Source organism: Streptomyces qinglanensis, from assembly GCF_900111245.1.
Taxonomy (GTDB): Bacteria; Actinomycetota; Actinomycetes; order Streptomycetales; family Streptomycetaceae; genus Streptomyces; species Streptomyces qinglanensis.
The window spans coordinates 66,115-90,629 of the sequence record NZ_FOGO01000014.1; the positions used below are offsets into that span (position 1 = coordinate 66,115).

A 24,515-nucleotide genomic window follows, 5' to 3' on the forward strand; every position below is an offset into this window, starting at 1 on the left:
GGTACCCACCGCTCCCCGGCCGCTCTTCAATGGCCGGGGTGGACAGCTTCGCAGCCGCCTCTCGGCCAGATCGGCGGGCTGACAAAAACCGGTCTTTCCGCAGGTGGGACCCGTTTCGGCGGGGACGCGGCAGCGTGACGCGGACCACAGACACGAAAGATCCCGCAAGGGCAGCGCGGGGCGGGCTCCAGCGTGCACGCTGTGCCCATGGGAGACGCACGTAGGGCAGACGCACAGGAGCTGGAGCGGGCGCTGCGCGCCGCGGTGCGCGGCGGTGAGGTGGAGTTCGGCGCCCAGGACAGAGCACTCATGACGATGGACGCCTCCAACTACCGGCGGGTGCCGCTGGGCGTGGTGGCGCCGAAGGACGACGACGACGTGGCGGCCGTGCTGGCCGTCTGCCGCGAGCAGGGCGTACCCGTGGTGGCGCGCGGCGCGGGCACCTCCATCGCCGGGCAGGCGACCGGACTCGGCGTCGTGCTGGACTTCACCCGGCACCAACGCACCATCGAGCACCTCGATCCGGAGGCCCGCACCGCCGTCGTGCGCCCCGGCGTCATCCTGGACGACCTGCGCGGGGCCGCCGGAGCCCACGGGCTCACCTTCGGGCCCGACCCCTCGACGCACGCGCGCTGCACGCTCGGCGGGATGATCGGCAACAACTCGTGCGGCTCCCACTCGGTCGCCTGGGGCACCACCGCCGACAACGTGCACGAGCTGGAGGTCCTCACCTACGGCGGCGAGCGGGCCCGGCTCGCGCGGGGCGGCTCCGGGGTTCCCGAGCGGCTGCGCGCCGGAGCCTCCTCCCTGGTCCAGGGCGAACTGGCCCGGCTGCGCACCGGGTTCCCCGAGCTGCCGCGCCGGATCTCCGGCTACGCGCTCGACGAGTTGCTGCCCGAGAAGGGCGAGGACTGGGCGCGTGCCTTCACCGGCAGCGAGGGCACCCTGGGCGTGCTCACCCGGGCCACCGTCAAGCTGGTGCCGACTCCCGGCGCACGGGTGCTGGCGGTGCTCGGCTACGCCGACGAGTCCGCGGCGGCCGAGGCCGCCGCGGGGCTGCTGCCCTACGGTCCGCTGACCGTCGAGGGGATGGCCAACGACCTGGTGGGTGACGCGGCGCGGGCCTCCCTGCCCAGGGGCGGCGCCTGGCTGTTCGTGGAGGTCGGCGGCGACGACGCGGCGCAGGCCAGGGCCAACGCCGAGGCGCTGTGCCGCGCGGCGCGCGAGGGCACCACCGACCACACGCTGGTCACCGAACCGGCCGGGCAGCGAGCCCTGTGGCGGGTGCGCGAGGACGCCTCGGGCACCGCGACCCGGATGCCGGACGGTGCCGAGGCATGGCCCGGCTGGGAGGACTGCGCCGTCCCTCCGGCCCGGCTCGGCGCGTATCTGCGGGACTTCCGCGAACTGCTGCGCGAGTACGGGCTGCGCGGGCTGCCCTACGGGCACTTCGGGGACGGCTGCATCCACGTGCGGATCGACTTCGACCTGCTGGGCGAGGCGGGCATCGCGACGTTCCGGGACTTCTCCACCGCGCTCGCCGACGTCGTGGTGGCGCACGGCGGCTCGCTCTCCGGCGAGCACGGCGACGGCCTGGCCCGCGCCGAGCTGCTGACCCGGATGTACGGCGAGGAGATGGTCGGGCTCTTCGGCCGGTTCAAGGACCTGTGGGACCCGGCGGACGGCCTCAACCCGGGGGTGCTCGTCCGGCCGGACCCGCTGGACGCCAACCTGCGGTTCGCGCCGCTGCCGCGCAAGCCCGTCGACGTCGAGTTCGGCTATCCGCACGACGGCGGTGACTTCTCCGCCGCCGTCCGCCGCTGCGTGGGCGTCGCCAAGTGCCGGAACGAGTCGGCCGGGGCGAGCGTGATGTGCCCGTCCTTCCGCGCCACCGGCGAGGAGAAGCACTCCACCCGCGGACGCGCCCGGCTGCTGCACGAGATGCTCGCCGGGGAGGTCGTCACCGACGGCTGGCAGTCCGAGGAGGTGCACGACGCGCTCGACCTGTGCCTCTCGTGCAAGGGCTGCCGCAGCGACTGCCCGGTGGGCGTCGACATGGCCACCTACAAGGCCGAGTTCATGCACCATTACTACGAGGGCGACGCCGCGTCCGGCACCCCGGGCAAGCGCCGGCCGATGGCGCACTACTCGATGGGCTGGCTGCCGCGCTGGCTGCGGCTGGCCGCCGCCACCCGCACCGTGCCGCTGCTGAACGCGGGCGCCAAGGTGCCGCCGTTGGCCGCCCTCGCCAAGCGGCTGGGCGGGCTGGCGCCGGAGCGGGACATCCCGGCACTGCCCCGCACGCCCTTCACCCACTGGTGGCGCAAGCAGCCCGGCCGCGCTGCCGACGGCGGCAAGCCGGTCGTGCTGTGGCCGGACACCTTCACCAACTACCTCTCGCCCGAGGCGGGCTCGGCTGCCGTGCAGGTCTTCCAGGACGCCGGGCTGCGCCCGGTGGTGCCGCCGAAGCAGGTGTGCTGCGGCCTCACCTACGTCTCCACGGGCCAGCTCGACCGGGCCCGCGCGGTGATGCGCCGCACCCTGGACGTCATGGAACCGGCCCTGGACGCGGGCCTGCCGGTGGCCGTCCTGGAGCCGCCGTGCGCGGCGGCGCTGCAGACGGACGTCCCCGAGCTGCTGGGCGACGACCCCCGCGCGAAGCGGCTGGCGGAAGCCGTCCGCACGTTCGCGCAGACCCTGGAGGAGCAGGCACCCGACTGGGAACCGCCCCGGATCGACCGGCCGGTCGCCGGGCAGACCCACTGCCACCAGCACGCCGTCATCGGCGACGCCGCCGAGCGGCGGCTGCGGGACCGGGCGGGCCTGGTCGGCGACCTCAGCGGCGGCTGCTGCGGGCTGGCCGGCAACTTCGGCTTCGAGAAGGGGCACTACGAGGTGTCCGCGGCCTGCGCGGAGGACCAGCTCCTCCCGGCCCTGCGCGCCGCCGAGCCGGGCACCGAGATCCTGGCCGACGGCTATTCCTGCCGCACCCAGATGGACCAGCTGGGCGGCTTCCGCAGCCGGCACCTGGCGGAGGTGCTGGCCGAGGGCCTGACGGCGCGCCCGGCGTCCGCCGCGGCGGCCGCGTCCTCGGACTCGTCCGCCGATCCGGCCGCCGGCCCCGCCGGGGAGCCGGCCGCCGGGGAGTGACGTGCCCGGCGGGTCCGGGGGTGGCGGCCCCGGACCCGCCGGTCCGCGCAGCCCGCGGGCTAGGCGTTCACCACGAAGTCGAACGAGCCCGCCAGTCCGCGGCCTTCGGCCCGGACGTCCATCAGCAGCCGGGAATCGAAGATCGCGTCCGTGCCGTTGCGCGGCTCACCGGGGAAGTAGAGCTGGGTGGTGAGCACCGGCCGGTAGGGCGCCTGCACCTTGACGTGCAGATGCCGGGTGCGTCCCGGGTACAGGCCGGGCCGCAGGGTGGTCAGCCGGAAGGCGCCCCGCCCGTCGGTGTACTGGTGGCCCCGGAACCGGTACCCCGTGTTGTCGTAGGCGCCGTCCGGGTCCGCCTGCCACCAGTCGAGCAGCACGTGCGCCAGCGGGGCGCAGTTCCGTCCGAAGACATAGCCGCTGACGACCAGCGGCGTTCCCGGGGTGCCCGGCGGCACGAGCGAGTCCCGCTCGGGGGAGTAGGGCTTGAAGTACGGGCCCTCGGTCTGCGGGGGCGTCGGGTCGTCGCCGTCGTCGCAGGAGGGGGTCGGGGCGAGCTGCTCCCCGGCCCCGCGCCGGTCGCGGGCGAGTGCCGGGGTGCCTGCGGCGCCGCCCACGAGTACCGCCGCGGGCCCGGCCGCCACCGCGGCCCGCAGTACGCTCTTGCGGCTGACTCCGCGGCGGCGGCCGGGTGCGGGCTGGTCGTCGTCCGTGTGGGACATGGTCGGTTCCTCGCTCTCCTGGATGGGGGAAGTGCGGGGGACGGACGCGTCCGGCCGGGTTCGGCCGAGTGGGGACGACGCTACGGGCGGCGTGCGCGGGGGTCGATGGACGGAGCTACCGGAGCGTGGTGTTTTCGTCGCTGCCGGGCGTCCCGTGGTTCTCGCGCCGGAACTCGCCCGGGCTGGCGCCGGTCTCGCGGCGGAAGAAGCGGCAGAAGTAGGCGGGGTCGGCGAAGCCCACCTCGTGCGCCACCTGGCGCACCGTCATGGCCGTCCCGGCCAGCAGCCGCTTGGCCTCCAGTACGTGGGCGTGCCGGATGAGCTCTCCGGGTGTCCGCCCGGTGCCCGTGCGGACGGCGGTGTTCAGGTAGCCCACGGAGACGCCCAGTTCCGCGGCGCAGGCCGTGACCGTGCGGGCCGCGGCGGCCTCCGGGCGCTCCAGCAGCCGGACGAACTGCCCGGCGACGGCCGCGGGCCGGGAGCAGGCGGCTTCGCCGTCCGGTGCGCCTCCGGGGTGCTCCTGGGCCGGTAGGCGGTCGGCCTGGACGAGCAGGATGTGCAGGTACGCCTGGAGGACGGTGCGCATGCCGGGCTGTGCCTGGCCGTACTCGGTGCGCATCCCGGCCAGCAGTTCCGCCACGCGGGCTGCCGCGGGCGGGGACAGCGGCAGGGAGGGGTGCGCGCCGAGCCGGCGCAACAGGGTGCGGTCGCCGGGGTGGGCGAGCAGGAACGCCTCGTCGAACAGGACCACGCAGCCCTGCACCTGCTCGTGCTGCTGCCAGTGGTGCGACTGGCCGGGCGTGATGAAGCACAGGTGCGGTGGACGCAGTGTCCACCGCCGCAGGTCGATGACGTGGGCGCCGCTGCCGCCGGTGACGTAGGCGATCTCGTGGAAGGTGTGCCGGTGCGGGTAGGCGGCGCGGGAGAGCGGGCCGATCGAGTCGAAGGTGCCGATGGCGAAGGGGAGTCGGCGCGGCGCGGGGACGTCCAGGCGGTGCAGCGGCATGGTGCGGTGCGCGCGTCGGGAGCTGTCGGTGGCCACCACGGTCCGCCCTCTCTTCCGGTCTGCCGGATGTCTCGGCGCGGCGCCGGGCTGTGCGGTCGTCTGCCGCCGCTGTCCGCCCGAGGGCTACCCGAGGGGATCGGCCGGTCACCCGGAAAAAGTCATGCAAGCACGCTTGCTTGTTTTTGACCGGGCTGTCAGTCTCGGTGCCACGGACGGCGATCGGGCGTGTCCGCGGGGCGGTGCGAGCCCCGGCGGGCCGCACCGTGGAGGGAGGGCGGGGCTGTGGCCTCAGCGGCGGACGTGCTCGGCGAGGTGCTGGCGGACCTGCGCGCCGAGAGCGCGGAGGCGGACCGGCTGGTCGCGGACCTGCCCGCGGAGCGCTGGACGGCGGCCACACCGGCCGCCGGCTGGACGGTCGCCCACCAGATCGCCCACCTGGCCTGGACGGACGAGCAGGCGCTGCTCTCCGCGACCGACCCGGCGGCCTTCCGCCGCCGGGTGGAGGAGATGGCGGCCCGTCCCGACGCGGCGGCGACCTTCATCGACGACACCGCGGCCGAGGGCGCCCGGCTGCCGCCCGCCGAACTCCTGGCCCGCTGGCGGACCGGACGCACCGCGCTGGCCGAAGCGCTGGCCGCGGTGCCGGCCACGCAGCCGCCGGGGACGCGGCTGCCCTGGTTCGGGACGTCGATGAGCGCGGCGAGCATGGCGACCGCGCGGCTGATGGAGACCTGGGCGCACGGCACCGACGTCGCCGACGCGCTCGGCGCCGCACGCGAGCCGACCGCCCGGCTGCGGCACATCGTCCGCATCGGGGTGCGCGCCCGCGACTTCGGCTACGCCGCGCACGGACTCCGTCCGCCCGCCGAGCCGTTCCGCGTGGAGGTGACCGGACCCGGCGGCGAGGTGTGGGCCCACGGCCCCGAGGACGCGGCGCAGCGGGTGACCGGCAGCGCCCTGGACTTCTGCCTGCTGGCCACCCAGCGGGTGCACCGCGACGACACCGCGCTGCGGGCCGAGGGCACCGAGGCGGAACGCTGGCTGGGCATCGCGCAGGCGTTCGCGGGGCCGCCCGGCACCGGCCGGGCGGCGGGCGGCCGGCCGGCGGGCGGCCGCCCGGTGCGGGAGGGACGGGAGGGAGAGGCATGACGGCACCGGAGCCCGCCCCCCGCGAGCCGCTGCGGATCGGGAACGCCTCCGGCTTCTACGGCGACCGCGCCGACGCGCTCACCGAGATGCTGACCGGCGGCCCGCTGGACGTCCTCACCGGCGACTACCTCGCCGAGCTGACCATGCTGATCCTGGGCCGCGACCGGCTCAAGGACCCCGCACGCGGCTACGCCAGGACGTTCCTGCGGCAGTTGGAGACGGGACTGGGCCTGGCCCGGGACCGCGGCGTCACCCTCGTCACCAACGCGGGCGGCCTCAACCCGGCGGCCCTCGCCGACGCGGTACGGGAGTTGAGCGAACGCGTCGGCGTGCCCGCGCGGGTCGCCCACGTGGAGGGCGACGACCTGCTCGCCGCAGGCGACTGGGGCGAGGGCGTGCTGACGGCCAACGCCTACCTGGGCGGCGCCGGGATCAGCGCCTGCCTGCGGGCCGGTGCCGATGTCGTCGTCACCGGGCGGGTGGCCGACGCCTCGCTGGTCAGCGGCTGCGCCGCGGCGCACTTCGGCTGGGCCGACGACGACTGGGACCGGCTCGCCGGAGCCGTCGTCGCCGGGCACGTCCTGGAGTGCGGGACGCAGGCGACCGGTGGCAACTACGCCTTCTTCGTACGGGACGGGATCGACATGCGGCACCCCGGCTTCCCGCTCGCGGAACTCGCGGAGGACGGCTCCGCGGTGCTCACCAAACACCCCGGGACCGGCGGCGCGGTCACCGTCGGCACCGTCACGGCGCAACTCCTCTACGAGACAGCGGGGCCGCGCTATCCGGGCCCCGACGTGACCGCCCGCCTGGACTCCGTGCGGCTCAGCCAGGCGGGCACCGACCGGGTGCGGATCGAGGGCGTCCGGGGCGAGCCCCGCCCGGACAGCCTCAAGGTCGGCCTCACCCGGCTGGGCGGCTACCGCAACGAGGTCACCTTCGTGCTGACCGGGCTCGACGTGCCCGCCAAGGCGGACCTGGTGCGCGAGCAGCTGGAGGCCGCCCTCTCCCGCCCCGGGGTGCGGCGCCCGGCCCAGGTGGACTGGAGCCTCGCCCGCACCGACCGGCCCGACGCCGCGGCCGAGGAGGAGGCCAGCGCGCTGCTGCGGCTGGTGGTGCGGGACCCGGAGGAGAGCGCGGTCGGCCGCGCCGTCTCCGGCCCGGCGATCGAGTTGGCGCTCGCGAGCTACCCCGGCTTCCATGTGACGGCCCCGCCCGCGCGCGGGGCGCCGTACGGTGTTTTCGAGGCGGCGTACGCGGACGCGGGGTCGGTGCCGCACGTGGCGGTGCTGCCGGACGGCACGCGGCTGGACGTCTCCTTCCCCGCCGCCGCTCCCCGGCGGCAGCCGACCGGGTCGCCGGACGACGGGCAGCCGACCGGGTCGCCGGACGTCCCGACCGGGCCGCCGGACGACGCGTCGCAGCCCGCGCCCTCGACCTCGACCTCGACCGAAGAGCCCCCGTCCGAAGTGCCTCCGCCCGGCGCCCCGGCCACCCGCCGGGCCCCGCTCGGCCTGGTCGCCGGGGCCCGCAGCGGCGACAAGGGCGGGAGCGCCAACATCGGGGTGTGGGCGTACGGCGCGGACCCGGACCTCTACGCGTGGCTGCGCGAGACCCTGACCACCGACCGGCTGCGTGCGCTCCTGCCCGAGGTGCGGGAGCTGTCCGTCACCCGGCACGAGTTCCGCAACCTCGCAGCGCTCAACTTCGTGATCGACGGCATCCTCGGCGACGGCGTGGCCGCGCAGCACCGGTTCGACCCGCAGGCCAAGGCGCTCGGCGAATGGCTGCGCGCCCGCCACCTCGACATACCGGAGGTGTTCCTCCCATGAGCCCAGCGACGAGCCCCGGCCCGGTCGGCACCGCGCCCGGCCCCGCGTCCGCGCCGGGTCCCGCGTCCGGCCCCGCCCCCGGTCCCCCTCCCGGCACCGGCCCCGGCATCGGCACCGGGCCCGCGGGACCGCCCGGCCCGGCGGCCCTCCGCAGCGCCCTGGACACCGCGGCGCCGGAATACGCCGACAACCGCGCCGCGATGCTCGGCAAACTGGCCGAACTCGACACCGAGCAGGCCGCGGCGCTCGCCGGCGGCGGCGAGAAGTATCTGACACGGCACCGCGAACGCGGCAAGCTCCCGGCCCGCGAGCGGATCGAACTGCTCCTCGACCCGGACACCCCGTTCCTGGAGCTGTCGCCGCTCGCCGCGTGGGGCAGCGACTACACCACCGGCGCCTCGCTGGTGGCCGGGATCGGCGTCGTCGAGGGCGTCGAGTGTCTGATCACCGCGAACGACCCCACCGTCCGGGGCGGCGCCAGCAACCCGTGGACGATGAAGAAGGCGCTGCGGGCCAACGAGATCGCCTACGCCAACCGGCTGCCCTGCATCAGCCTGGTGGAGAGCGGCGGCGCCGACCTGCCCAGCCAGAAGGAGATCTTCATCCCCGGGGGCGCCCTCTTCCGGGACCTCACCCGGCTCTCCGAGGCGGGCATCCCCACCATCGCCGTGGTGTTCGGCAACTCGACGGCGGGCGGCGCCTACATCCCCGGCATGTCGGACCACGTCATCATGGTCAAGGACCGTGCCAAGGTGTTCCTCGGCGGGCCGCCGCTGGTGAAGATGGCCACCGGCGAGGAGGCCGACGACGAGGAGCTGGGCGGCGCCGACATGCACGCCCGCACCTCCGGGCTGGCCGACCACTACGCGCTCGACGAACCCGACGCGCTGCGCCGCGCCCGCCGCGTCGTCGCCCGGCTCAACTGGCGCAAGGCGCACCCCGACCCGGACCCGGCCACCGTGCGCGAGCCGCTGTACGACCCCGAGGAGCTGCTGGGGGTGGTGCCCGGCGAGCTGAAGGTGCCGTTCGACCCGCGCGAGGTGATCGCCCGGATCGTGGACGGCTCGGAGTTCGACGCGTTCAAACCGCTGTACGGGACGAGCCTGGTGACCGGCTGGGCCCGGCTGCACGGCTACCCGGTCGGCATCCTCGCCAACGCGCAGGGCGTGCTCTTCAGCGAGGAGTCGCAGAAAGCCACCCAGTTCATCCAGTTGGCCAACCAGCGCGACATCCCGCTGCTGTTCCTGCACAACACCACCGGCTACATGGTCGGCACGGAGTACGAGCAGGGCGGCATCGTCAAACACGGCTCGATGATGATCAACGCCGTCTCCAACTCGAAGGTGCCGCACCTGTCGGTGCTGCTGGGCGCCAGCTACGGCGCCGGCCACTACGGGATGTGCGGCCGCGCCTACGACCCCCGCTTCCTGTTCGCCTGGCCCAGCGCCAAGTCCGCGGTCATGGGCCCGCAGCAGCTCGCGGGCGTGCTGTCGATCGTGATGCGGGAGTCGGCCGCGGCCAAGGGCAAGGAGTTCGACGAGGAGGCGGACGCCGGACTGCGGGCCATGGTCGAGCAGCAGATCGAGAGCGAGTCGCTGCCGATGTTCCTCTCGGGCCGCCTCTACGACGACGGCGTCATCGACCCGCGCGACACCCGCACCGTCCTCGGCGTCTGCCTGTCCGCCATCCACACCGCGCCGGTGGCCGGGGCCCGCGGCGGCTTCGGCATCTTCCGGATGTGAGCCGCGCACCGTCGCAGAGGGAGCAGCGAATGATCCAGTCCGTCCTCGTCGCCAACCGCGGCGAGATCGCCCGGCGCGTCTTCCGCACCTGCCGCGAACTGGGCATCGCCACCGTCGCCGTGCACTCCGACGCGGACGCCGAGGCCCCGCACGTCCGCGAGGCCGACGCCGCCGTGCCGCTGCCCGGCAGCGCCCCCGGCGACACCTATCTGCGCGGCGACCTCGTGGTGCGGGCCGCCCTCGCCGCGGGCGCCGACGCCGTCCACCCCGGCTACGGCTTCCTCTCCGAGAACGCCGGCTTCGCCCGCGCCGTCCAGGACGCCGGACTGGTGTGGATCGGGCCGCCGCCCGCCGCGATCGAGGCCATGGCCTCCAAGACCGCCGCCAAGAAACTGCTGGCCGGCACCGGGGTGCCGCTGCCGCCGTCGCTGGAGCCGGACCGGGTGCGGGAGGCCGACCTGCCGGTGCTGGTCAAGGCCGCGGCGGGCGGCGGCGGCCGCGGCATGCGCGTGGTGCGCGACCGTGCCGCGCTGGACGGCGAACTCGCCGCGGCCCGCGCCGAGGCGGCCGCCGCCTTCGGGGACGGCGACGTCTTCGTCGAGCCCTATCTGGAGCGCGGCCGGCACGTCGAGGTGCAGGTGCTCGCCGACGGCCACGGCACCGTCTGGGCACTGGGCACCCGCGACTGCTCGCTCCAGCGGCGCCACCAGAAGGTCGTCGAGGAGGCGCCCGCACCCGGGCTGGACGACGCACTGCGCGCGACCCTGGAGGAGGCGGCCGTCGCCGTCGCCCGCACCGTCGACTACACGGGCGCGGGCACCGTCGAGTTCCTCGTCTCCGACCGGGGCGAGCCCTCCTTCCTGGAGATGAACACCCGCCTCCAGGTCGAGCACCCGGTCACCGAGGCCGTGTTCGGCCTCGACCTGGTCGCCCAGCAGATCCGGATCGCCGAGGGCGCGGCCCTCCCCGCCGAGGGCCCGCCCGCCGCGCACGGCCACGCGGTCGAGGCCCGGCTGTACGCGGAGGACCCGGCCCGCGACTGGGCGCCGCAGACCGGACGGCTGTGGCGGCTGGCGATCCCGGGGACCGGCGCCGGACACCTGCGCGTCGACTCCGGTGTCGAGGACGGCGACCTGATCGGCATCCACTACGACCCGATGCTCGCCAAGGTCGTCGCCTGGGCGCCGACCCGCGAGGCCGCCGTACGGAAACTCGCCCGCGCCCTGGAGCAGGCGGCCGTGCACGGGCCGGTCACCAACCGGGACCTGCTGGTGCGGTCGCTGCGCCACCCCGACTTCACCGACGTCGCCGCGGGCCGCCTCGACACCGGCTTCTACGCACGCCACCTCGCCGAACTCACCGCGCCCGGACCCGCGGACGCGCCGGACGGCGCCGGGCACGCGGTACTGGCCGCCGCGCTGGCCGAGGCCGTACGGGACGCGCCCGGCAGGCCGCGGCTCGCCGCACGGGTCGGCGGCTGGCGCAATCTGCCCTCGGCCCCGGCGAGCCGCCGCTACTTCGACGGCGACGGCACCGAGCACGAGGTGCGGTACGTGTGGGGCCGCGGCGGCGTCGCACCGGAGCCCGCCGCGCACCCCGGGGTGCGGGCCGTCGCCGTCCGCGCGGACCACGTCGTCCTGGAGGCGGACGGGGTGCGGCGGGGGTTCGACGTCGCGGTGCACGGCGACCGCGTCTTCGCCGGACGCCACGCCTTCACCGCCCAGCCGCGGCTCGCCGAGCCCGCCGCCGACACCGCGCCCGGCTCGCTGCTCGCCCAACTGCCCGGAACCGTCGTCCGGGTGGCCGAGGGAATCGCCGAGGGCGCCGAGGTCGCCGCCGGTCAGCCGCTGCTGTGGCTGGAGGCCATGAAGATGGAGCACCGCGTGCTGGCCCCCGCCGACGGGACGGTCACCGAACTGCGGGTCGCCGTCGGCCGGCAGGTCGAAGTGGGCGCCGTGCTCGCCGTCGTCACCCCACCAGCAGCCGCCACCCCATGAACCGGCACGCCACGCGTCGGCAGTCCACGAGCCGTCAGTCCACAAGCCGGCGTTCCACGAGCCGTCGCCACCCCATGACAGGGCTCCGGCCCGCGGCCCGCGTGGCCGGGACCGAGCCGCAACCGTGCCAGCAACCCTCAGGGAGTCGCACATGACCGGCCTGATCGAAACCGAGGAGCACGCCGCACTGCGCGCATCGGTCGCCGCACTCGGCAAGCGCTACGGCCGCGACTACTTCGCGCAGGTCGTCGCGGACGGCAAGCACACCGACGAACTGTGGGCGGAGGCCGCGAAGCTCGGCTACCTGGGAGTCAACCTGCCCGAGGAGTACGGAGGCGGCGGCAGCGGCATCCAGGAGCTGTCCATCGTGCTGGAGGAACTCGGCGCCGCGGGCTGCCCGCTGCTGATGCTGGTCGTCTCCCCGGCCATCTGCGGCACGGTGATAGCCCGCTTCGGCACCCAGGAGCAGCGGCGCGCCTGGCTGCCCGGACTGGCCGACGGTACCCGGAAGATGGCCTTCGGCATCACCGAACCGGACGCCGGCTCCAACTCGCACCGCATCACGACCACGGCCCGCCGCGACCCGGCCACCGGCGACTGGCTGCTGACCGGCCGGAAGGTCTTCATCTCCGGCGTCGACATCGCCGACGCCACACTGATCGTGGGCCGCACCGAGGACGCCAGGACGGGGAAGCTCAAGCCCTGCCTGTTCGTCGTCCCCCGCGACACCCCCGGCTTCACCTACAACATGATCGACATGGCGGTCGACGCACCGGAGAAGCAGTTCGAACTGGTGCTGGACGACGTGCGCCTCCCGGCCGACGCGCTGGTCGGCGACGAGGACGCCGGGCTGCTCCAACTCTTCGCCGGGCTCAACCCCGAACGCATCATGACGGCCGCGTTCGCCCTGGGCATGGCCCGCTGGTCGCTCGAGCGGGCACTGGAGTACGCCCGCACCCGCCAGGTGTGGAAGGAGCCGATCGGCGCCCACCAGGCCATCGCCCACCCGCTGGCCCAGGCGCACATCGAGGTGGAGTGCGCACGGCTGATGATGCAGAAGGCGGCCCGGCTCTACGACGCGGGCGACGACACCGGCGCCGGCGAGGCCGCGAACATGGCCAAATACGCCGCGGGGGAAGCATGCGTGCGGGCTGTGGACCAGGCGGTGCACACCCTCGGCGGCAACGGGCTCACCCGCGAGTACGGGCTCGCCGCGATGATCGCCGCGTCCCGGGTGACGCGGATCGCCCCGGTCAGCAGGGAGATGATCCTCAACTACGTCTCCCACCAGACCCTCGGCCTGCCGAAGTCCTACTGATGGCCGCGCCCGGGAGAACGCTGGGGACCGGCACCGCGAACGGCGTCCGCACCCTCACCCTCGACTCCCCGCACAACCGCAACGCGCTCTCCACCCGTCTGGTGGCCGAGCTGTACGCGGAGCTGGAGCGCGCCGAGGCCGACCCCGGCGTCCGCGCCGTGCTGCTCACCCACACCGGCAACACCTTCTGCGCCGGTGCCGACCTGAGCGAGGCGCGCGCACACGACGGCCCGACGGACGCACCGCTGGAGCTGGCCCGCCTGCTGCGCACCGTGGTGGCCTTCCCCAAGCCCGTCGTCGCCCGGGTCAGCGGCCACGTCCGCGCGGGCGGCACCGGGCTGCTGGCGGCCTGCGACATCTCCGTCGCCGGTCCCGGCGCGACGTTCGCCTTCACGGAGGCCCGGATCGGGGTGGCCCCGGCGGTGATCTCCATGCCGGTGCTGCCGCGCACCGACCCGCGCGCGATGTCCCGCTACTACCTCACCGGCGAACGGTTCGGCCCGGCCGAGGCCGCCCGGATCGGCCTGATCACGCTGGCCGCCGACGACCCGGACGAGGCGCTGGCGCCCGTCCTGGACGGACTGCGGCAGGGCTCCCCGCAGGGCCTCGCGGAGTCGAAGCGGCTGGTCACCAGGGAGGTGCTGGCCGCCTTCGACCGGGACACCGGTACGCTCGCTGAACTGTCGGCGCGGCTGTTCGCGTCCGACGAGGCCCGCGAGGGCATGACGGCCTTTCTCGAACGACGGGAGCCCGAATGGGCAGTGCGGCAGGCGCCCGTGCGGTGAACACACGGGCCGGGCGCGAACGGACGACGACCGGCGGCGCGGACGGCGCGCGCGGCGCCGCCGGGATCGCGGGCGCCGACGGGAGCGCGGCGCCGGCTGAGCAGGGCCGGACCGGACCTGAGCAGGGCCGGACCGGGGGTGCGGCGCCGGCCCGGCAGGACCGTACCGCCCGGGGCGCGGCGCCCAAGCAGGACCGCAGCCGCGCCACCCGGCAGCGCCTGCTGGAGTCCGCCGTGACCTGCCTGGCCGAACACGGCTGGTCGGGCAGCACGGTCAGCGTCGTCGCCGAGCACGCGGGCGTCTCCCGCGGCGCGGCCCAGCACCACTTCCCCACCCGCGAGGACCTCTTCACCGCCGCCGTCGAATACGTCGCCGAGGAACGCTCCCGCGCCCTGCGGGAGCTGCCCGCCCCGGCCGGCGCGCGTGCCGTCGTCGAGGCGCTGGTCGCCCTCTACACCGGGCCGCTCTTCCGCGCCGCGCTGCACCTGTGGGTCGCCGCCTCCAACGAGCCCCAGCTCGGCCCCCGCGTGACGGACCTGGAAGCCCGGATGGGACGCGAGACCCACCGCATGGCCGTCGACCTGCTCGGCGTGGACGAGCGCCGCCCCGGCGTCCGCGAGACCGTCCAGGGCCTCCTCGACATGGCCCGCGGCCTCGGCCTCGCCAACCTGCTCACCGACGACAGCGCCCGCCGCGAGCGCGTCGTGGCCCAGTGGGCTCGCCTCCTGGAGGACAGCCTGCGGGACTGACCCGCGCGGCGGGCGCGGAGCGGGCACGGGCCGGGGGTGAACACCTTCTACGAGCACGTGGCCGAGCACGTCGTCACCTACCGCAGGAAGCACTTCCCCGACGGCTGCCGCACCCGCCTGTACATGGGCGCCCTCAACCACCTCGACGACCCCGCCGAGCGGACCCCGGCCACCCGCCGCTGGCTCGACTTCGTCCACGGCGCTCCGGAGATCGAAGGCGTTGACATCCACCCGCACGTGACCTCCCTCGACGCCGCCCAGCAGTACCTGGACTACGTGCTGCCGCACCTGCGCTCCGACCAGAAGTTCCTCGCGACCGGGTTCTCCCTCGTCCGCCACTGGCGCACCCACCTGCGGGACCGCACCCCGCCCCGCTTCGCCCGCCGCTACGACGTCGCCCCGGACACCCGGGTCTGGCAGCTCCTGAAGACCGCGGTGGACACCCCGTTCCCCCGGGAGAAATGGGACGCCTTCCTGTCCCTCAGCCCCTGGTTCCAGAAGAACCGGCACTACCTGCGGGACCAGGTCCAGCGGTTCCGCGACACCGGAACACTCGCCGTGGCCACCTACGGAGTCGCCCAGGCCGACGCCATGGTCCGCGACATCGGCCCCGACAAGCAGCCCTGGCTCCACAACAGCGTGTATGCCACCCGCACCGTCCGCGCCCACGAGGACGGCGCAACCGGACACACCACGGCCTGGTTCGACGACTTCACGGCGCTGCAACGCCCCCGCGACCGCCGCCCGGTCCGCACGAGCCCGACGTCGACCTGAGTCTTCGGGTCCGCCCCGGCACGAGGCGCCGCCGCCGTTCCTGTGGGCAGGGTCAGTTCCGCTTGTAGGACATGCGAAGTACTCGTATACGGCGGTGGCGGCGATCTCCCGTACTCGGCAATGATGCTCTGGCGAGGGCCAGTTCGCGTGACGTGAGGGGAGCTTCGTGCCGGATCCGATGTGGGGCAGTCCGCTGGACGATCGGGACCCGACGACGGTGGGTCCGTATACGGTGCTGCGGGTACTGGGACAGGGCGGAATGGGCCGTGTCTACCTGGCTCGCGGCCTGGGCACGCGGTTGTACGCGGTCAAGGTGATTCGCCCGCATCTTGCGGACGAAGACGGATTCCGGGCGCGTTTCATCCGGGAGGCATCAGCGGCTCGGGTGGTGAGTGCAGCCTTCACCGCACCAGTGGTCGAGGTGTCTCCGCCGGACGCGGAACTGCTCTGGATGGCCGTCGCATTCGTTGCCGCGCCGCCGCTCGACGCTCTCATCGAGCGAGCCGGGATACTGCCGCCGGGAGGCGTGTGGTGGGTCGCGGCCGGCATCGCGGAGGCCCTGTTGTCATTCCACGGTGCAGGGTTGGTACACCGGGATCTGAAACCGGCGAACGTGCTGGTGACCACCGATGGGCCGCGAGTGATCGATTTCGGGATCGTCAAGGCACTGGATGCGGTGAGTACAACATCGACTCACGTGATGGGCTCATCGGGGTACATGGCCCCGGAACACATCCGGGGAGCCGCCGGGCCCGCCAGTGACGTGTTCGCTCTGGGTGCGGTGATGGTCTTCGCGGCGACGGGACACGCACCGTTCGAAGGGCCCAGCGCCGGAGATGTCCTGGCACAGACGCTGTATCGGCCGCCGAATCTGAGCGGCCTGCCCGGCGAGTTGGCTGACGTGGTCGGACGGTGTCTGGCCAAAGAGACGGAGGCGCGGCCGAGTCTGAGTCAGATCTTTGAGGAGTTCGGGCACCATCGGGACCGGACGTTCACCCCCCACGCTGCCGCGAGCTGGCTCCCCGCCACGGCACTCGCAGTGATCGAGGACTTCGGGAGCCCGTCATCCATGACCCCGACCGCTCCGTTCCAGCCACCGGCGACGACGCGCCCCATTGCGGCGGACCTGCAAGAACGTGCTCGTGCAGCACAGGCACTGGGTGCGGCGGGTGATGCGGCGGTGGCGCGGGATTTGTGTGCCGATCTGGTGCGCGACCGCACTCGGGTACTCACACCTGACGACTCCCAGACTCTCTGCGCACGAGACTGGCACGCTCGTTATACGGGTGCGGCGGGTGATGCGGCGGTGGCGCGGGATTTGTGTGCCGATCTGGTGCGCGACCGCACTCGGGTACTCACACCTGACGACTCCCAGACTCTCTGCGCACGAGACTGGCACGCTCGTTATACGGGTGCGGCGGGTGATGCGGCGGTGGCGCGGGATTTGTATGTCGATTTGGTGCGGGATTGCATACGGGTGTTGGGGGCTGACCATCCTGATGCTCTGTTTGCGCGGGATTGGCATGCGTTCTTTACGGCTGAGGCGGGTGATGCGGCGGCGGCGCGGGATCTGTGTGTCGATCTGGTGCGTGACCGTATTCGGGTGTTCGGCCCTGATCACCCTGATACCTTGCATGTGCAGAATCAGCATGCTCGTTATACGGGTGCGGCGGGTGATGCGGCGGTGGCGCGGGATTTGTGTGCCGATCTGGTGCGCGACCGCACTCGGGTACTCACACCTGACGACTCCCAGACTCTCTGCGCACGAGACTGGCACGCTCGTTATACGGGTGCGGCGGGTGATGCGGCGGTGGCGCGGGATTTGTATGTCGATTTGGTGCGGGATTATATACGGGTGTTGGGGGCTGACCATCCTGATGCTCTGTTTGCGCGGGATTGGCATGCGTTCTTTACGGCTGAGGCGGGTGATGCGGCGGCGGCGCGGGATCTGTATGTCGATCTGGTGCGTGACCGTGTGCGGGTGTTCGGCCCTGATCACCCCGATACCTTGCATGTGCAGAATCAGCATGCTCGCTACACCGCTGAGGCGGAGTGACGGGGGCCTGTTCGTACGGCCACTCATGTCCGGAGTCAGAACGTGAGGCTGCGACGAGGTAGACGTATCGGCGACTGCGTAACCCGTAGCCACTGCCTGAGGCTGCTTTTTGCGGGGCCTGTGCGGACGGGAAAGCGTCGACCGCCGCTACACGCGTCGTCGTCTTGCAAGGCGTGCACCTGGCGCGCCCGTCGGCAGGTGCGCTACCTCCATGGCAGCAGCGGCAGGGAGCGGCTCGTTCGGTTCTCGGGTGTCTCGACACCACGTGACCATCCACGCCACAGCGGAACTGATCCCCCACCTCATAGATGCATGCACTGGGCTGACCGGCTTTTCCCTGAACTCTCACCGAGTCGAGGTGGGCAGCGCCAACTCCGCCCAGAGGGTCTTGGTGATCCGGTCGTCCGTCCTGTCGCCCCAGCGGTCCGCCAGGGCGTCCACCAGCAGCAGCCCGCGGCCGGACTCCTCCTGCGGGCCAGGCGGTTCGGACAGCCGGGGCGGTAGCGGTTTGTCCGCGCGTGCGTCGGTGACCTCCACCCGCAGCCGCCGCCCGGCGGACGCCGTCCCGGTCAACGTAAGCCGCAGCCGGAAGTCCCGGCCGACGCTGCCGCAGTGCCGTACGGCATTCGCTGCCAGCTCCGCCACGACCAGCGCCGCATGGTGCGAGGACGTGCTGCGGTACGGGATCGCGTGCTCGTCCAGCCACTGCGTCGCGAGCAGCCGCGCGAGCCGCGCGCCGCGCCGAGTCGAGCTGAGCTGCACGCAGAACGTGGCCGACGGCTCCTCCGATCCGGCCCCCACCTGGGGTGGCCCGGACTGGCGAATTTCCTGCGTTCGCGGATTCATAGCGTGACGGTCTCGTCACCCGGCTAGCGTGGCCCAGGTCAGGAGCGCGTCCCCCGGCCGTTGGTACGGCCACGCGCGCGCTCTTGCGCGGGGATGTACGGGCCGTCCGCCGTGACCGACCCACGGCATGACGGCGTTGACGCGGAGACCCGTAAGAGGGCGCACGAGGACGTGAGAGCGATGATCGACCCGAACCAGCACACCCCCTCCCCGGAGCCGGACCGGAAGAAGGACGGCCGCGCCGTCCCCGCACCCCGCACGGCCGCCACCCCGCAGCAGCGCAAACGCGAGGACGACCGCCCCGGCATCTGGGTCGGCTACGGCAAACTGCTGCGCAAGTTCCGGCTGGCCGCCGGGTACTCGCAAGAAGCCCTGGCCCCGCTCCTGGGCTACTCGGCGGAACAGCTCGCCTCCGTCGAGCAGGGCCGCCGCCCCGCGAAGGCGCCGCTCACCCTGGCGGCCGAGCGGGTGCTGGACGCGGGCGACGTCCTCTCGACCCTCCAGGAGGATGTGGACTTCGCCAAACTGCCGCCCTTCTTCCGTGACTTCGTGCTGCTGGAGATGGAGGCGGTCAGCCGGTTCGCGTACGAGCCTCTGCTGGTGCCAGGTCTCCTCCAGACCGAGTCCTACGCACGAGCCCTGTTCGAAGGCCATGTTCCGATGCTCGACGACGAGACCATCGAGGACAGCGTCGATGCGCGCCTGAGCAGGCAGAAGATCCTCACCAAGAGCCCGCTGGTGGATTTCTCCTTCGTCGTGGGAGAGGCGGCGCTGCGGCAGGAGCTGGGTGGGCCGGACGTGATGAAGGAGCAGTATCTGCACCTGCTTGAGCAGGGCCGCCTACGCAACGTCGCGATCCAGGTCATGCCGTTCGGTGTCGGCTTCCATCCCGGTCTTCACGGCACGATGGTGCTGGTGGAGACTGCGGAACATCAGCAGTACGGCTACTTCGAATCGCAGGGGATCGGCCATGTGGTCAGTGACCCAAGGCGTGTGAGTGAGTTCGCACTGAGGTATGGGAAGCTGCGTTCGCAGGCCCTGAACGTCGATGAATCAGTCGCCTTCATCCGGCATTTGGCGAGGGAATGATGAGAAGACAGCAGCAGGCAGCCCGTCTCCGGGAGCTGTCGTGGTTCAAGAGCAGCTACAGCGGCCCCGAGGGAGGTGACTGCGTGGAGGTCGCGCAGACCCCCGCTGCCGTGCACGTCCGTGACTCCAAGGACCGGCGCGGCCCCGTCCTCTCCGTCTCGTCCACCCAGTGGGCGGTCTTCGTCCAGCGGTTGGCGAGGTAGCGGCCCGAAGAAGTGTGGGACGGCGTGAACTTTCCGGCGTGGGCCGGCATCGAACTCCCTGCAAGTTGATCATTCGCACGTCGGTCATCCGGGCGTGCAGGCAGAGAGGGAGAGCATGCGCAAGTTCAAGCGTGCAGCAGTTGTCGGTGCCGGTCTCCTGGCCTTCTCGGGAATCGCCGTCGGCGCTGCCCAGGCTGCTCCGGCGGTCCACCAGGGCGAGGACATCGTCGTTCCCGGCACCAGCATCCAGGACTGCCAGGAGGTCGGCGACGAACTGCAGAACGCGGGCTGGATCGAGGGCTACGCCTGCATGGTGAACTCGGACGGCACCGTCTCGGTCACCCCGTACTACCGGGACTGAGCACTACCGGGACAGACGCCGCCGTCCCCGCCACCGCGAAAGCGCGGGGCGGGGACGGCGGGTGTGGGGCCGGGCACGTTCCAAGGGGCACCCGGCGAAGGAGAAGCTCAAGCGGGCCGTCGAGGCATACCGGCAGTCGAACAGGGCCGGATGCCCGCCGGTCCGGGAGCCGACGCGCTGCTGACTTCCTTCCGCGCCGTCGAGAAGAACCTGGCCGACCGCGACATCAGCCCCGACTCGCCCCGACTCGCCCCGACTCGCCCCGGGTCGATCCTGTCGTCGCGGCGCTCGAGCAATGCTCGGAACCTGTGGATCGGCTCCGGGAGGAACGCAGAGGGCGTACCTTCCCGAATGATCCTTTGACGGTCTCCGAATAGGCCCGCGTTGCAGCGCGGGTCGGGAAGGCGCGCCCTTACTCAGCGTAGTCACCGACGCCGGCTCCACCCAGTCCGGCTCCCTGATCGACGAAATCGTGCGCGAAGGTGCCCGCCGGATGCTGGCCGCCGCCTTGGAGGCGGAAGTCAACCAGTACATAGCCGAGTTGGCCGCCAAGACCGACGAGCACGGGCGGCGCTTGGTCGTCCGCAACGGCCACCACCGGCCCCGCACTGTGGTCACCGCGGCCGGCGCGGTCGCGGTCACCGCGCCGCGCGTCAACGACCGTCGCATCGACGAGGTCACCGGCGAGCGCAAGCGGTTCTCCTCCAATATCCTGGCTCCCTGGTGCCGCAAGTCGCCGAAGGTCTCGGAGGTGCTGCCACTGCTTTACCTGCACGGACTGTCGTCCGGGGACTTCGTCCCTCCCGGCGCTGGAGCAGTTCCTCGCGGCACGGCCGGCCTGTCGCCCGCGACCGTGACCCGGTTGACGAAGCAATGGCGCGATGACCACGCCGCCTTCCAGGACCGCGACCTGTCCGACCGCGACTTCCTCTACGTGTGGGCGGATGGCGTGCACCCCAAGGTCCGGCTCGGACAGGCCCACTCGTGTGTCCTGGTCCTGCTCGGCGTCCGCCTCGACGGCACCGAGGAACTGATCGCACTGGCCGAGGGACTGCGGGAGTCCACCGAGTCATGGGCCGATCTGCTGCGCGACTGCCGGCGCCGCGGCATGCGCGACCCCGAGCTGGTCATCGGCGACGGCGCGATGGGCCTGTGGAAGGCCCTGGCCGAGGTGTTCCCTGCCGCCCGCCACCAGCGCTGCTGCGTCCACAAAGCCCGTAATGTGACAAATTATCTTCCGAAGTCCGCACAGCCGGGCGCGACGAAGGCGATGCAGGAGAGCTACAACGCCGAGGACCGCGCGCACGTGGAGAAGGCGATCGAGGCGTTCGCGAAACTACGGCGCGAAGTGGCCCAAGGCCGTCGCGAAGATCGCCGACGACCGTGACGAACTGCTGGCGTTCTACGACTTCCCGGCGGAGCACCGGGTGCACCTGTGGACCACGCATCCCATCGAGTCGACGTTCTCCACGGTGAAGCTGCGGACCAAGGTCACCCGGGGGGCCGGCAGCCCCGCTGCGGCCCTGGCGGTGGTGTTCAAGCTCGCCGAGTCCGCCCAGGCGCGCTGGCGTGCGATCACCGGCGCCCACCTGGTCCCGCTCGTCCGTGCCGGCGCCCGGTTCGAGAACGGCATCCTGGTCGAGCGAGAGGAGACGGCAGCAGCCTGACACACGTGACCGGCCATAGGGTGTGCTCATATCACCAGCCAGGGACGGTGGCAGCATGGACGACGGCACCCGCAGCGAACTCCTGAGCCGCCTGGCCGAGACGATTGAGTCCGTCACGGCCGGGCACCCGGTGCGCGTCGCCATTGACGGGCCGCCTGCCGCTGGCAAGACGACACTGGCCGACGAACTTGCCGTTGTCCTGCGCGCCCAGGGCCGCGAAGTCATCCGCGCGACGATCGAGGGCTTCCTGTTCCCCAGGGTGCAGCGCTATCAGCGCGGCGAGTACTCGCCCGAGGGCTGCTACTTCGACAGCCACGATCACGACACGATGTGCCGGGTCCTGCTCGACCCGCTGGGCCCAAGCGGTGACCGAAAGTTCCAGCAGGCGGTCTACGACCGAGGCACCGACACCGCATTGTGCCTCCCTGTCACTGAAGCACCCACGGACGCTGTGCTGCTCTTCGACGGTGTCTTCCTCCTGCGCCCGGAGCTGGCTGACCGTTGGGACCTCAGCATCTTCGTGTCTGTCACGTTCGAGCGGACGCTAGATCGCGCCCAGACCCGAGGTGAAGCGTTGGCCGGATCCGCAGCCAGCGCAACCGAGATCGAGCGGGCCTGGCACAACCGTTACATCCCGTCCCAGCAGCTTTACTTCGCCACGGCCCGCCCAACGGACCACGCCGACATCATCGTCCACAACGATGAGCTCCAGCGGCCGGCCTGGGAAATCCGATCACGCTGATCAGATCCACAGGATGTGACAATTGCTCCGGCGCCTCACCGCCCGCTGCGCGCTCGATCACGGCCGTGATCACGGCCGCCCCCGATGACGCCGAGCTGCACCGGTGGCTGCTGCGCCGCCTGAAAGCCGCGAGCGATCCGCGCAGAAACGAGTACTTCCGGCTGCTCGCGCTGATCAACGACTGGCCGACACCGGAACGCCTCACCCCGGTGATCGACTGGTCCGTCACGGCTCTGCGGATACGGGCAGCGGGGCGCGCACCGCACGTCATCCGGAACCGTCGCATCGACGCCTGACCGAACCGCGGCGGCCTCGCGGGCCATCCCACGGCCCGAAGTCCCCCGACTCGACGGCCGGTGTCGCCGGGAGACCACTGCTCTCATGTCCTGCGGTCGGTGTTCAGGTGCGGGGATGTCCCGTCCGGCGCCTGCGTTTCGGATTCCACCGGTCCTCGTCGTGCGCGCGTGATCTCTATGCTGACGACATGGTGGACATACCTCTTTCGGCACTGGAAGTCGCGGTGGTCCAAGCAGGCGCCGCGGCGGTGGAAACCCTGCGCGACACCGTGGACTTCGCACAGCACCTCGAACACCTGGGCTACCGGCGTATCTGGTACGCCGAACATCACCATTCGCCCGCGATCGGCGCGTTCCCACCGGTCGTTCTGATCGCACACGCGGCCGCCTCCACCCGTACCGTCCGTCTCGGATCGGGTGGGGTCCTGGCTCCCCACCATGCGCCCCTGCTGCTGGCCGAACAGTTCGCGACGCTGGCCGCCCTGCACCCGGACCGGGTCGATCTCGGTATCGGACGCGGGCCAGGCACCTTCGACGAGGCCATCGCACGGGCGCTGCGCCGTGGAGCCGATCCGACGACGGACGCGGAGTACCGGAACGACATCTCGGCGACCCTGGCCCATCTGATGGACGACCAGGTGGCGCTCGGCCCGCTGCCGGAGCCGTGGCTACTGGCCTCCAGCACCGCAGGAGCCACCCTCGCGGCGGAACTCGGCCTGCCGGTCGCCGTCGCCCACCATATCCGGCCCGACAACACCGGTCCGCTCCTGGAGCGTTACCGGGCGGCGTTCACACCCTCACGCTGGTGCGAGCAGCCGCGGGTGCTGGTGTGCGTGGAGACCGTATGCGCCGAGACGGAGGAGGAAGCCGCCTGGCGAGCCGGACCGATGGACGTCGTCAAGGCGGGGCTGCTCAAAGGCGCGAGTGAGAAGCCGTTCCCCACCCCTGCCCAGGCAGCCGCCCACCACTTCACACCGCAGGAGGAGGAGGCGCTGGCCGCCTTCCGTGCCCAGCAGGCGCGTGGTACACCCGGGACCGTCGTGCGGCGGCTGAGGGAACTGGCTGTTTCGACCGGAGCGGACGAACTGATGCTGACGGCACCGGTCCACGACCTCCGGGACCGCCTCAACTCCTTCGAACTGGTCAAGAGGCACTACGAGGCCACGGCGGCACCGTAGGGCGTTCCGCGCACCGGCACGGGGCAAGGCCCGGAGGAGGTATGCCTTCGCCGACACGGTCCGCACCGTGTCGGTCAGCCCGACTGCGCTACGCCCGGACCAGGTTGGAAAAGGTCCAGTGTCCGGTTCGTCCGTCACTATGCGGCGACCAGCAGGACCCGGTCCGCCATCGACAGGCTCCACGGTCGTCCTCCCCGGACCGCATCCGCGCCTTCGCGGCGCAGCGGGTGATCAGCTTGCTGAAGTGGCGCAGGCCCAGCCCTGTGCACGGGGCTGTTCAGGACGGCTTGAGTATCGTGATCACGCCGGAGATGACGAGATCGTCTCATCCATGACCAGCAGTTGCGGAAAGTCCCTAGATATGGGCATCAGCGAAGAACCATTGCGGTACGACTTCATCTTCACCCCGCCCGAAGAGGACGCTGCTGGCTGGAACCTCACTCTTCCCGGGTTCAGCCGGGCTCTGAGTCATTCTTTTCCGGACTCTTCGGTCTCTCAAGAAGAAGGCGCTCTGGGGCCCCGTGAGGCGCAGTCCATGAGCTTCGAAATCGAGCTCATGCCGGGTGAGTGGCTGGAAGGCATCGTGAGCACGCCCTTCCCCCGGACCGGCTCGGTCTTGCTCAGACTGGCAACGCCCCTCCACGGTGCGGGGTTCGCGAAGTGGCTGCGAGACGCATATGTCCCCCAGCCCGCTCGGATCGAGGCGGTCGTCTCCTTGGCCCTGGAGAACGGAGTGGACGATGTCCGGTCGATTCCCCCAACGGGAGACCTCGGCGCCATTGTGGAGGTACTGCGGGAACATATCGCCGTGGTGGAGCAGCAGCTCGGCGGCTGACCGGGCCGTCGTCTTCGCCGG

At 72.3% G+C, this 24,515-nt stretch carries 20 protein-coding genes and 2 pseudogenes; 18 read left to right on the top strand and 4 right to left on the bottom strand.

What is annotated here, in order from left to right; all coding sequences use genetic code 11:
• Window positions 1-207: 207 nt before the first annotated feature.
• On the top strand, window positions 208-3,150 hold the full coding sequence (locus tag BMX65_RS25140) for an FAD-binding and (Fe-S)-binding domain-containing protein (protein WP_075002639.1): 2,943 nt from the start codon (window positions 208-210) through the stop codon (window positions 3,148-3,150).
• A 59-nt stretch (window positions 3,151-3,209) separates the two neighbouring features.
• On the opposite strand, the gene BMX65_RS25145 is transcribed toward BMX65_RS25140, so the two are convergent.
• Together BMX65_RS25145 and BMX65_RS25150 are read right to left on the bottom strand one after the other, a co-directional pair.
• A complete protein-coding gene (locus BMX65_RS25145) occupies window positions 3,210-3,869 on the bottom strand; it encodes a dioxygenase family protein (RefSeq protein ID WP_075002640.1) in 660 nt (219 codons plus the stop codon).
• 115 nt (window positions 3,870-3,984) lie between these two features.
• The gene (locus tag BMX65_RS25150) at window positions 3,985-4,914 is read right to left on the bottom strand and encodes a helix-turn-helix domain-containing protein (RefSeq protein WP_244905679.1); all 930 of its coding nucleotides are present in this window, start codon (window positions 4,912-4,914) and stop codon (window positions 3,985-3,987) included.
• 243 nt (window positions 4,915-5,157) lie between these two features.
• Here BMX65_RS25150 and BMX65_RS25155 point away from each other — a divergent pair, with 243 nt between their 5' ends.
• The 9 genes from BMX65_RS25155 to BMX65_RS25195 all read left to right on the top strand — a co-directional run bounded on the left by BMX65_RS25155 (window position 5,158) and on the right by BMX65_RS25195 (window position 17,277).
• The gene (locus BMX65_RS25155; RefSeq protein ID WP_079172067.1) at window positions 5,158-6,024 is read left to right on the top strand and encodes a TIGR03084 family metal-binding protein; all 867 of its coding nucleotides are present in this window, start codon (window positions 5,158-5,160) and stop codon (window positions 6,022-6,024) included.
• Window positions 6,021-7,856 carry an acyclic terpene utilization AtuA family protein gene (locus BMX65_RS25160; protein ID WP_075002641.1) on the top strand — a complete coding sequence of 612 codons (1,836 nt, stop codon included), beginning with the start codon at window positions 6,021-6,023 and terminating at the stop codon, window positions 7,854-7,856. The genes BMX65_RS25155 and BMX65_RS25160 overlap by 4 nt, the downstream gene beginning before the upstream one ends.
• Window positions 7,853-9,598 carry an acyl-CoA carboxylase subunit beta gene (locus BMX65_RS25165; protein ID WP_239502216.1) on the top strand — a complete coding sequence of 582 codons (1,746 nt, stop codon included), beginning with the start codon at window positions 7,853-7,855 and terminating at the stop codon, window positions 9,596-9,598. The genes BMX65_RS25160 and BMX65_RS25165 overlap by 4 nt, the downstream gene beginning before the upstream one ends.
• Before the next feature lie 29 nt (window positions 9,599-9,627).
• Window positions 9,628-11,595 carry an acetyl/propionyl/methylcrotonyl-CoA carboxylase subunit alpha gene (locus tag BMX65_RS25170; protein WP_075002642.1) on the top strand — a complete coding sequence of 656 codons (1,968 nt, stop codon included), beginning with the start codon at window positions 9,628-9,630 and terminating at the stop codon, window positions 11,593-11,595.
• A gap of 151 nt (window positions 11,596-11,746) precedes the next feature.
• Window positions 11,747-12,913 carry an acyl-CoA dehydrogenase family protein gene (locus BMX65_RS25175; protein ID WP_075002643.1) on the top strand — a complete coding sequence of 389 codons (1,167 nt, stop codon included), beginning with the start codon at window positions 11,747-11,749 and terminating at the stop codon, window positions 12,911-12,913.
• Entirely contained in the window at window positions 12,913-13,698 is a 786-nt protein-coding gene (locus tag BMX65_RS25180; RefSeq protein ID WP_075002644.1) for an enoyl-CoA hydratase family protein, read from the top strand. Before BMX65_RS25175 ends, BMX65_RS25180 begins: the two co-directional genes overlap by 1 nt.
• Before the next feature lie 218 nt (window positions 13,699-13,916).
• A complete protein-coding gene (locus BMX65_RS25185; protein ID WP_070032733.1) occupies window positions 13,917-14,447 on the top strand; it encodes a TetR/AcrR family transcriptional regulator in 531 nt (176 codons plus the stop codon).
• Between the two features lie 36 nt (window positions 14,448-14,483).
• Entirely contained in the window at window positions 14,484-15,221 is a 738-nt protein-coding gene (locus tag BMX65_RS25190; protein WP_075002645.1) for a hypothetical protein, read from the top strand.
• A 166-nt stretch (window positions 15,222-15,387) separates the two neighbouring features.
• On the top strand, window positions 15,388-17,277 hold the full coding sequence (locus tag BMX65_RS25195; protein WP_079172069.1) for a serine/threonine-protein kinase: 1,890 nt from the start codon (window positions 15,388-15,390) through the stop codon (window positions 17,275-17,277).
• Between the two features lie 345 nt (window positions 17,278-17,622).
• Here the strand turns inward: BMX65_RS25195 and BMX65_RS25205 are convergent, their stop codons facing one another.
• A complete protein-coding gene (locus BMX65_RS25205; protein WP_075002646.1) occupies window positions 17,623-18,123 on the bottom strand; it encodes an ATP-binding protein in 501 nt (166 codons plus the stop codon).
• Between the two features lie 180 nt (window positions 18,124-18,303).
• On the opposite strand from BMX65_RS25205, the gene BMX65_RS25210 reads away from it, so the two are divergent.
• The 7 genes and pseudogenes from BMX65_RS25210 (at window position 18,304) to BMX65_RS25240 (ending at window position 23,659) form a co-directional block, all read left to right on the top strand.
• Window positions 18,304-19,212, top strand: coding sequence for a helix-turn-helix domain-containing protein (locus tag BMX65_RS25210; RefSeq protein WP_075002647.1), 909 nt, complete (start codon window positions 18,304-18,306; stop codon window positions 19,210-19,212).
• Window positions 19,209-19,415, top strand: coding sequence for a DUF397 domain-containing protein (locus tag BMX65_RS25215; protein WP_079172071.1), 207 nt, complete (start codon window positions 19,209-19,211; stop codon window positions 19,413-19,415). Before BMX65_RS25210 ends, BMX65_RS25215 begins: the two co-directional genes overlap by 4 nt.
• 115 nt (window positions 19,416-19,530) lie before the next feature.
• The gene (locus BMX65_RS25220; RefSeq protein WP_019359492.1) at window positions 19,531-19,776 is read left to right on the top strand and encodes a hypothetical protein; all 246 of its coding nucleotides are present in this window, start codon (window positions 19,531-19,533) and stop codon (window positions 19,774-19,776) included.
• Window positions 19,777-20,149: 373 nt separating this feature from the next.
• A pseudogene (locus tag BMX65_RS25225) lies at window positions 20,150-21,443 on the top strand (IS256 family transposase).
• 55 nt (window positions 21,444-21,498) lie between these two features.
• The gene (locus BMX65_RS25230; protein ID WP_075002649.1) at window positions 21,499-22,185 is read left to right on the top strand and encodes a cytidylate kinase family protein; all 687 of its coding nucleotides are present in this window, start codon (window positions 21,499-21,501) and stop codon (window positions 22,183-22,185) included.
• A gap of 65 nt (window positions 22,186-22,250) precedes the next feature.
• Window positions 22,251-22,481 carry a hypothetical protein gene (locus tag BMX65_RS25235; RefSeq protein WP_075002650.1) on the top strand — a complete coding sequence of 77 codons (231 nt, stop codon included), beginning with the start codon at window positions 22,251-22,253 and terminating at the stop codon, window positions 22,479-22,481.
• Between the two features lie 188 nt (window positions 22,482-22,669).
• Window positions 22,670-23,659: an LLM class flavin-dependent oxidoreductase gene (locus BMX65_RS25240; RefSeq protein ID WP_075002651.1), complete on the top strand. Its 990-nt coding sequence runs from the start codon at window positions 22,670-22,672 to the stop codon at window positions 23,657-23,659.
• A 140-nt stretch (window positions 23,660-23,799) separates the two neighbouring features.
• Here BMX65_RS25240 and BMX65_RS32260 read toward each other — a convergent pair.
• Window positions 23,800-23,918 (bottom strand): annotated as a pseudogene (locus BMX65_RS32260) (IS5/IS1182 family transposase); the annotation flags it as partial.
• Between the two features lie 276 nt (window positions 23,919-24,194).
• Between BMX65_RS32260 and BMX65_RS32580 the strand changes: the two are divergent.
• The gene (locus tag BMX65_RS32580) at window positions 24,195-24,494 is read left to right on the top strand and encodes a hypothetical protein (RefSeq protein WP_143081886.1); all 300 of its coding nucleotides are present in this window, start codon (window positions 24,195-24,197) and stop codon (window positions 24,492-24,494) included.
• Window positions 24,495-24,515 lie beyond the last annotated feature (21 nt).

What these genes read in the sequence shown, in the direction of transcription:
- BMX65_RS32580 (WP_143081886.1), top strand. Translation starts at nt 24,195, where the DNA reads ATGAGCTTCGAAATCGAGCTCATGCCGGGTGAGTGGCTGGAAGGCATC.
- BMX65_RS25170 (WP_075002642.1), top strand. Translation starts at nt 9,628, where the DNA reads ATGATCCAGTCCGTCCTCGTCGCCAACCGCGGCGAGATCGCCCGGCGC.
- BMX65_RS25165 (WP_239502216.1), top strand. Translation starts at nt 7,853, where the DNA reads ATGAGCCCAGCGACGAGCCCCGGCCCGGTCGGCACCGCGCCCGGCCCC.
- BMX65_RS25180 (WP_075002644.1), top strand. Translation starts at nt 12,913, where the DNA reads ATGGCCGCGCCCGGGAGAACGCTGGGGACCGGCACCGCGAACGGCGTC.
- BMX65_RS25140 (WP_075002639.1), top strand. Translation starts at nt 208, where the DNA reads ATGGGAGACGCACGTAGGGCAGACGCACAGGAGCTGGAGCGGGCGCTG.
- BMX65_RS25220 (WP_019359492.1), top strand. Translation starts at nt 19,531, where the DNA reads ATGCGCAAGTTCAAGCGTGCAGCAGTTGTCGGTGCCGGTCTCCTGGCC.
- BMX65_RS25205 (WP_075002646.1), bottom strand. Translation starts at nt 18,123, where the DNA reads ATGAATCCGCGAACGCAGGAAATTCGCCAGTCCGGGCCACCCCAGGTG.
- BMX65_RS25145 (WP_075002640.1), bottom strand. Translation starts at nt 3,869, where the DNA reads ATGTCCCACACGGACGACGACCAGCCCGCACCCGGCCGCCGCCGCGGA.
- BMX65_RS25160 (WP_075002641.1), top strand. Translation starts at nt 6,021, where the DNA reads ATGACGGCACCGGAGCCCGCCCCCCGCGAGCCGCTGCGGATCGGGAAC.
- BMX65_RS25215 (WP_079172071.1), top strand. Translation starts at nt 19,209, where the DNA reads ATGATGAGAAGACAGCAGCAGGCAGCCCGTCTCCGGGAGCTGTCGTGG.
- BMX65_RS25175 (WP_075002643.1), top strand. Translation starts at nt 11,747, where the DNA reads ATGACCGGCCTGATCGAAACCGAGGAGCACGCCGCACTGCGCGCATCG.
- BMX65_RS25210 (WP_075002647.1), top strand. Translation starts at nt 18,304, where the DNA reads ATGATCGACCCGAACCAGCACACCCCCTCCCCGGAGCCGGACCGGAAG.
- BMX65_RS25230 (WP_075002649.1), top strand. Translation starts at nt 21,499, where the DNA reads ATGGACGACGGCACCCGCAGCGAACTCCTGAGCCGCCTGGCCGAGACG.
- BMX65_RS25240 (WP_075002651.1), top strand. Translation starts at nt 22,670, where the DNA reads ATGGTGGACATACCTCTTTCGGCACTGGAAGTCGCGGTGGTCCAAGCA.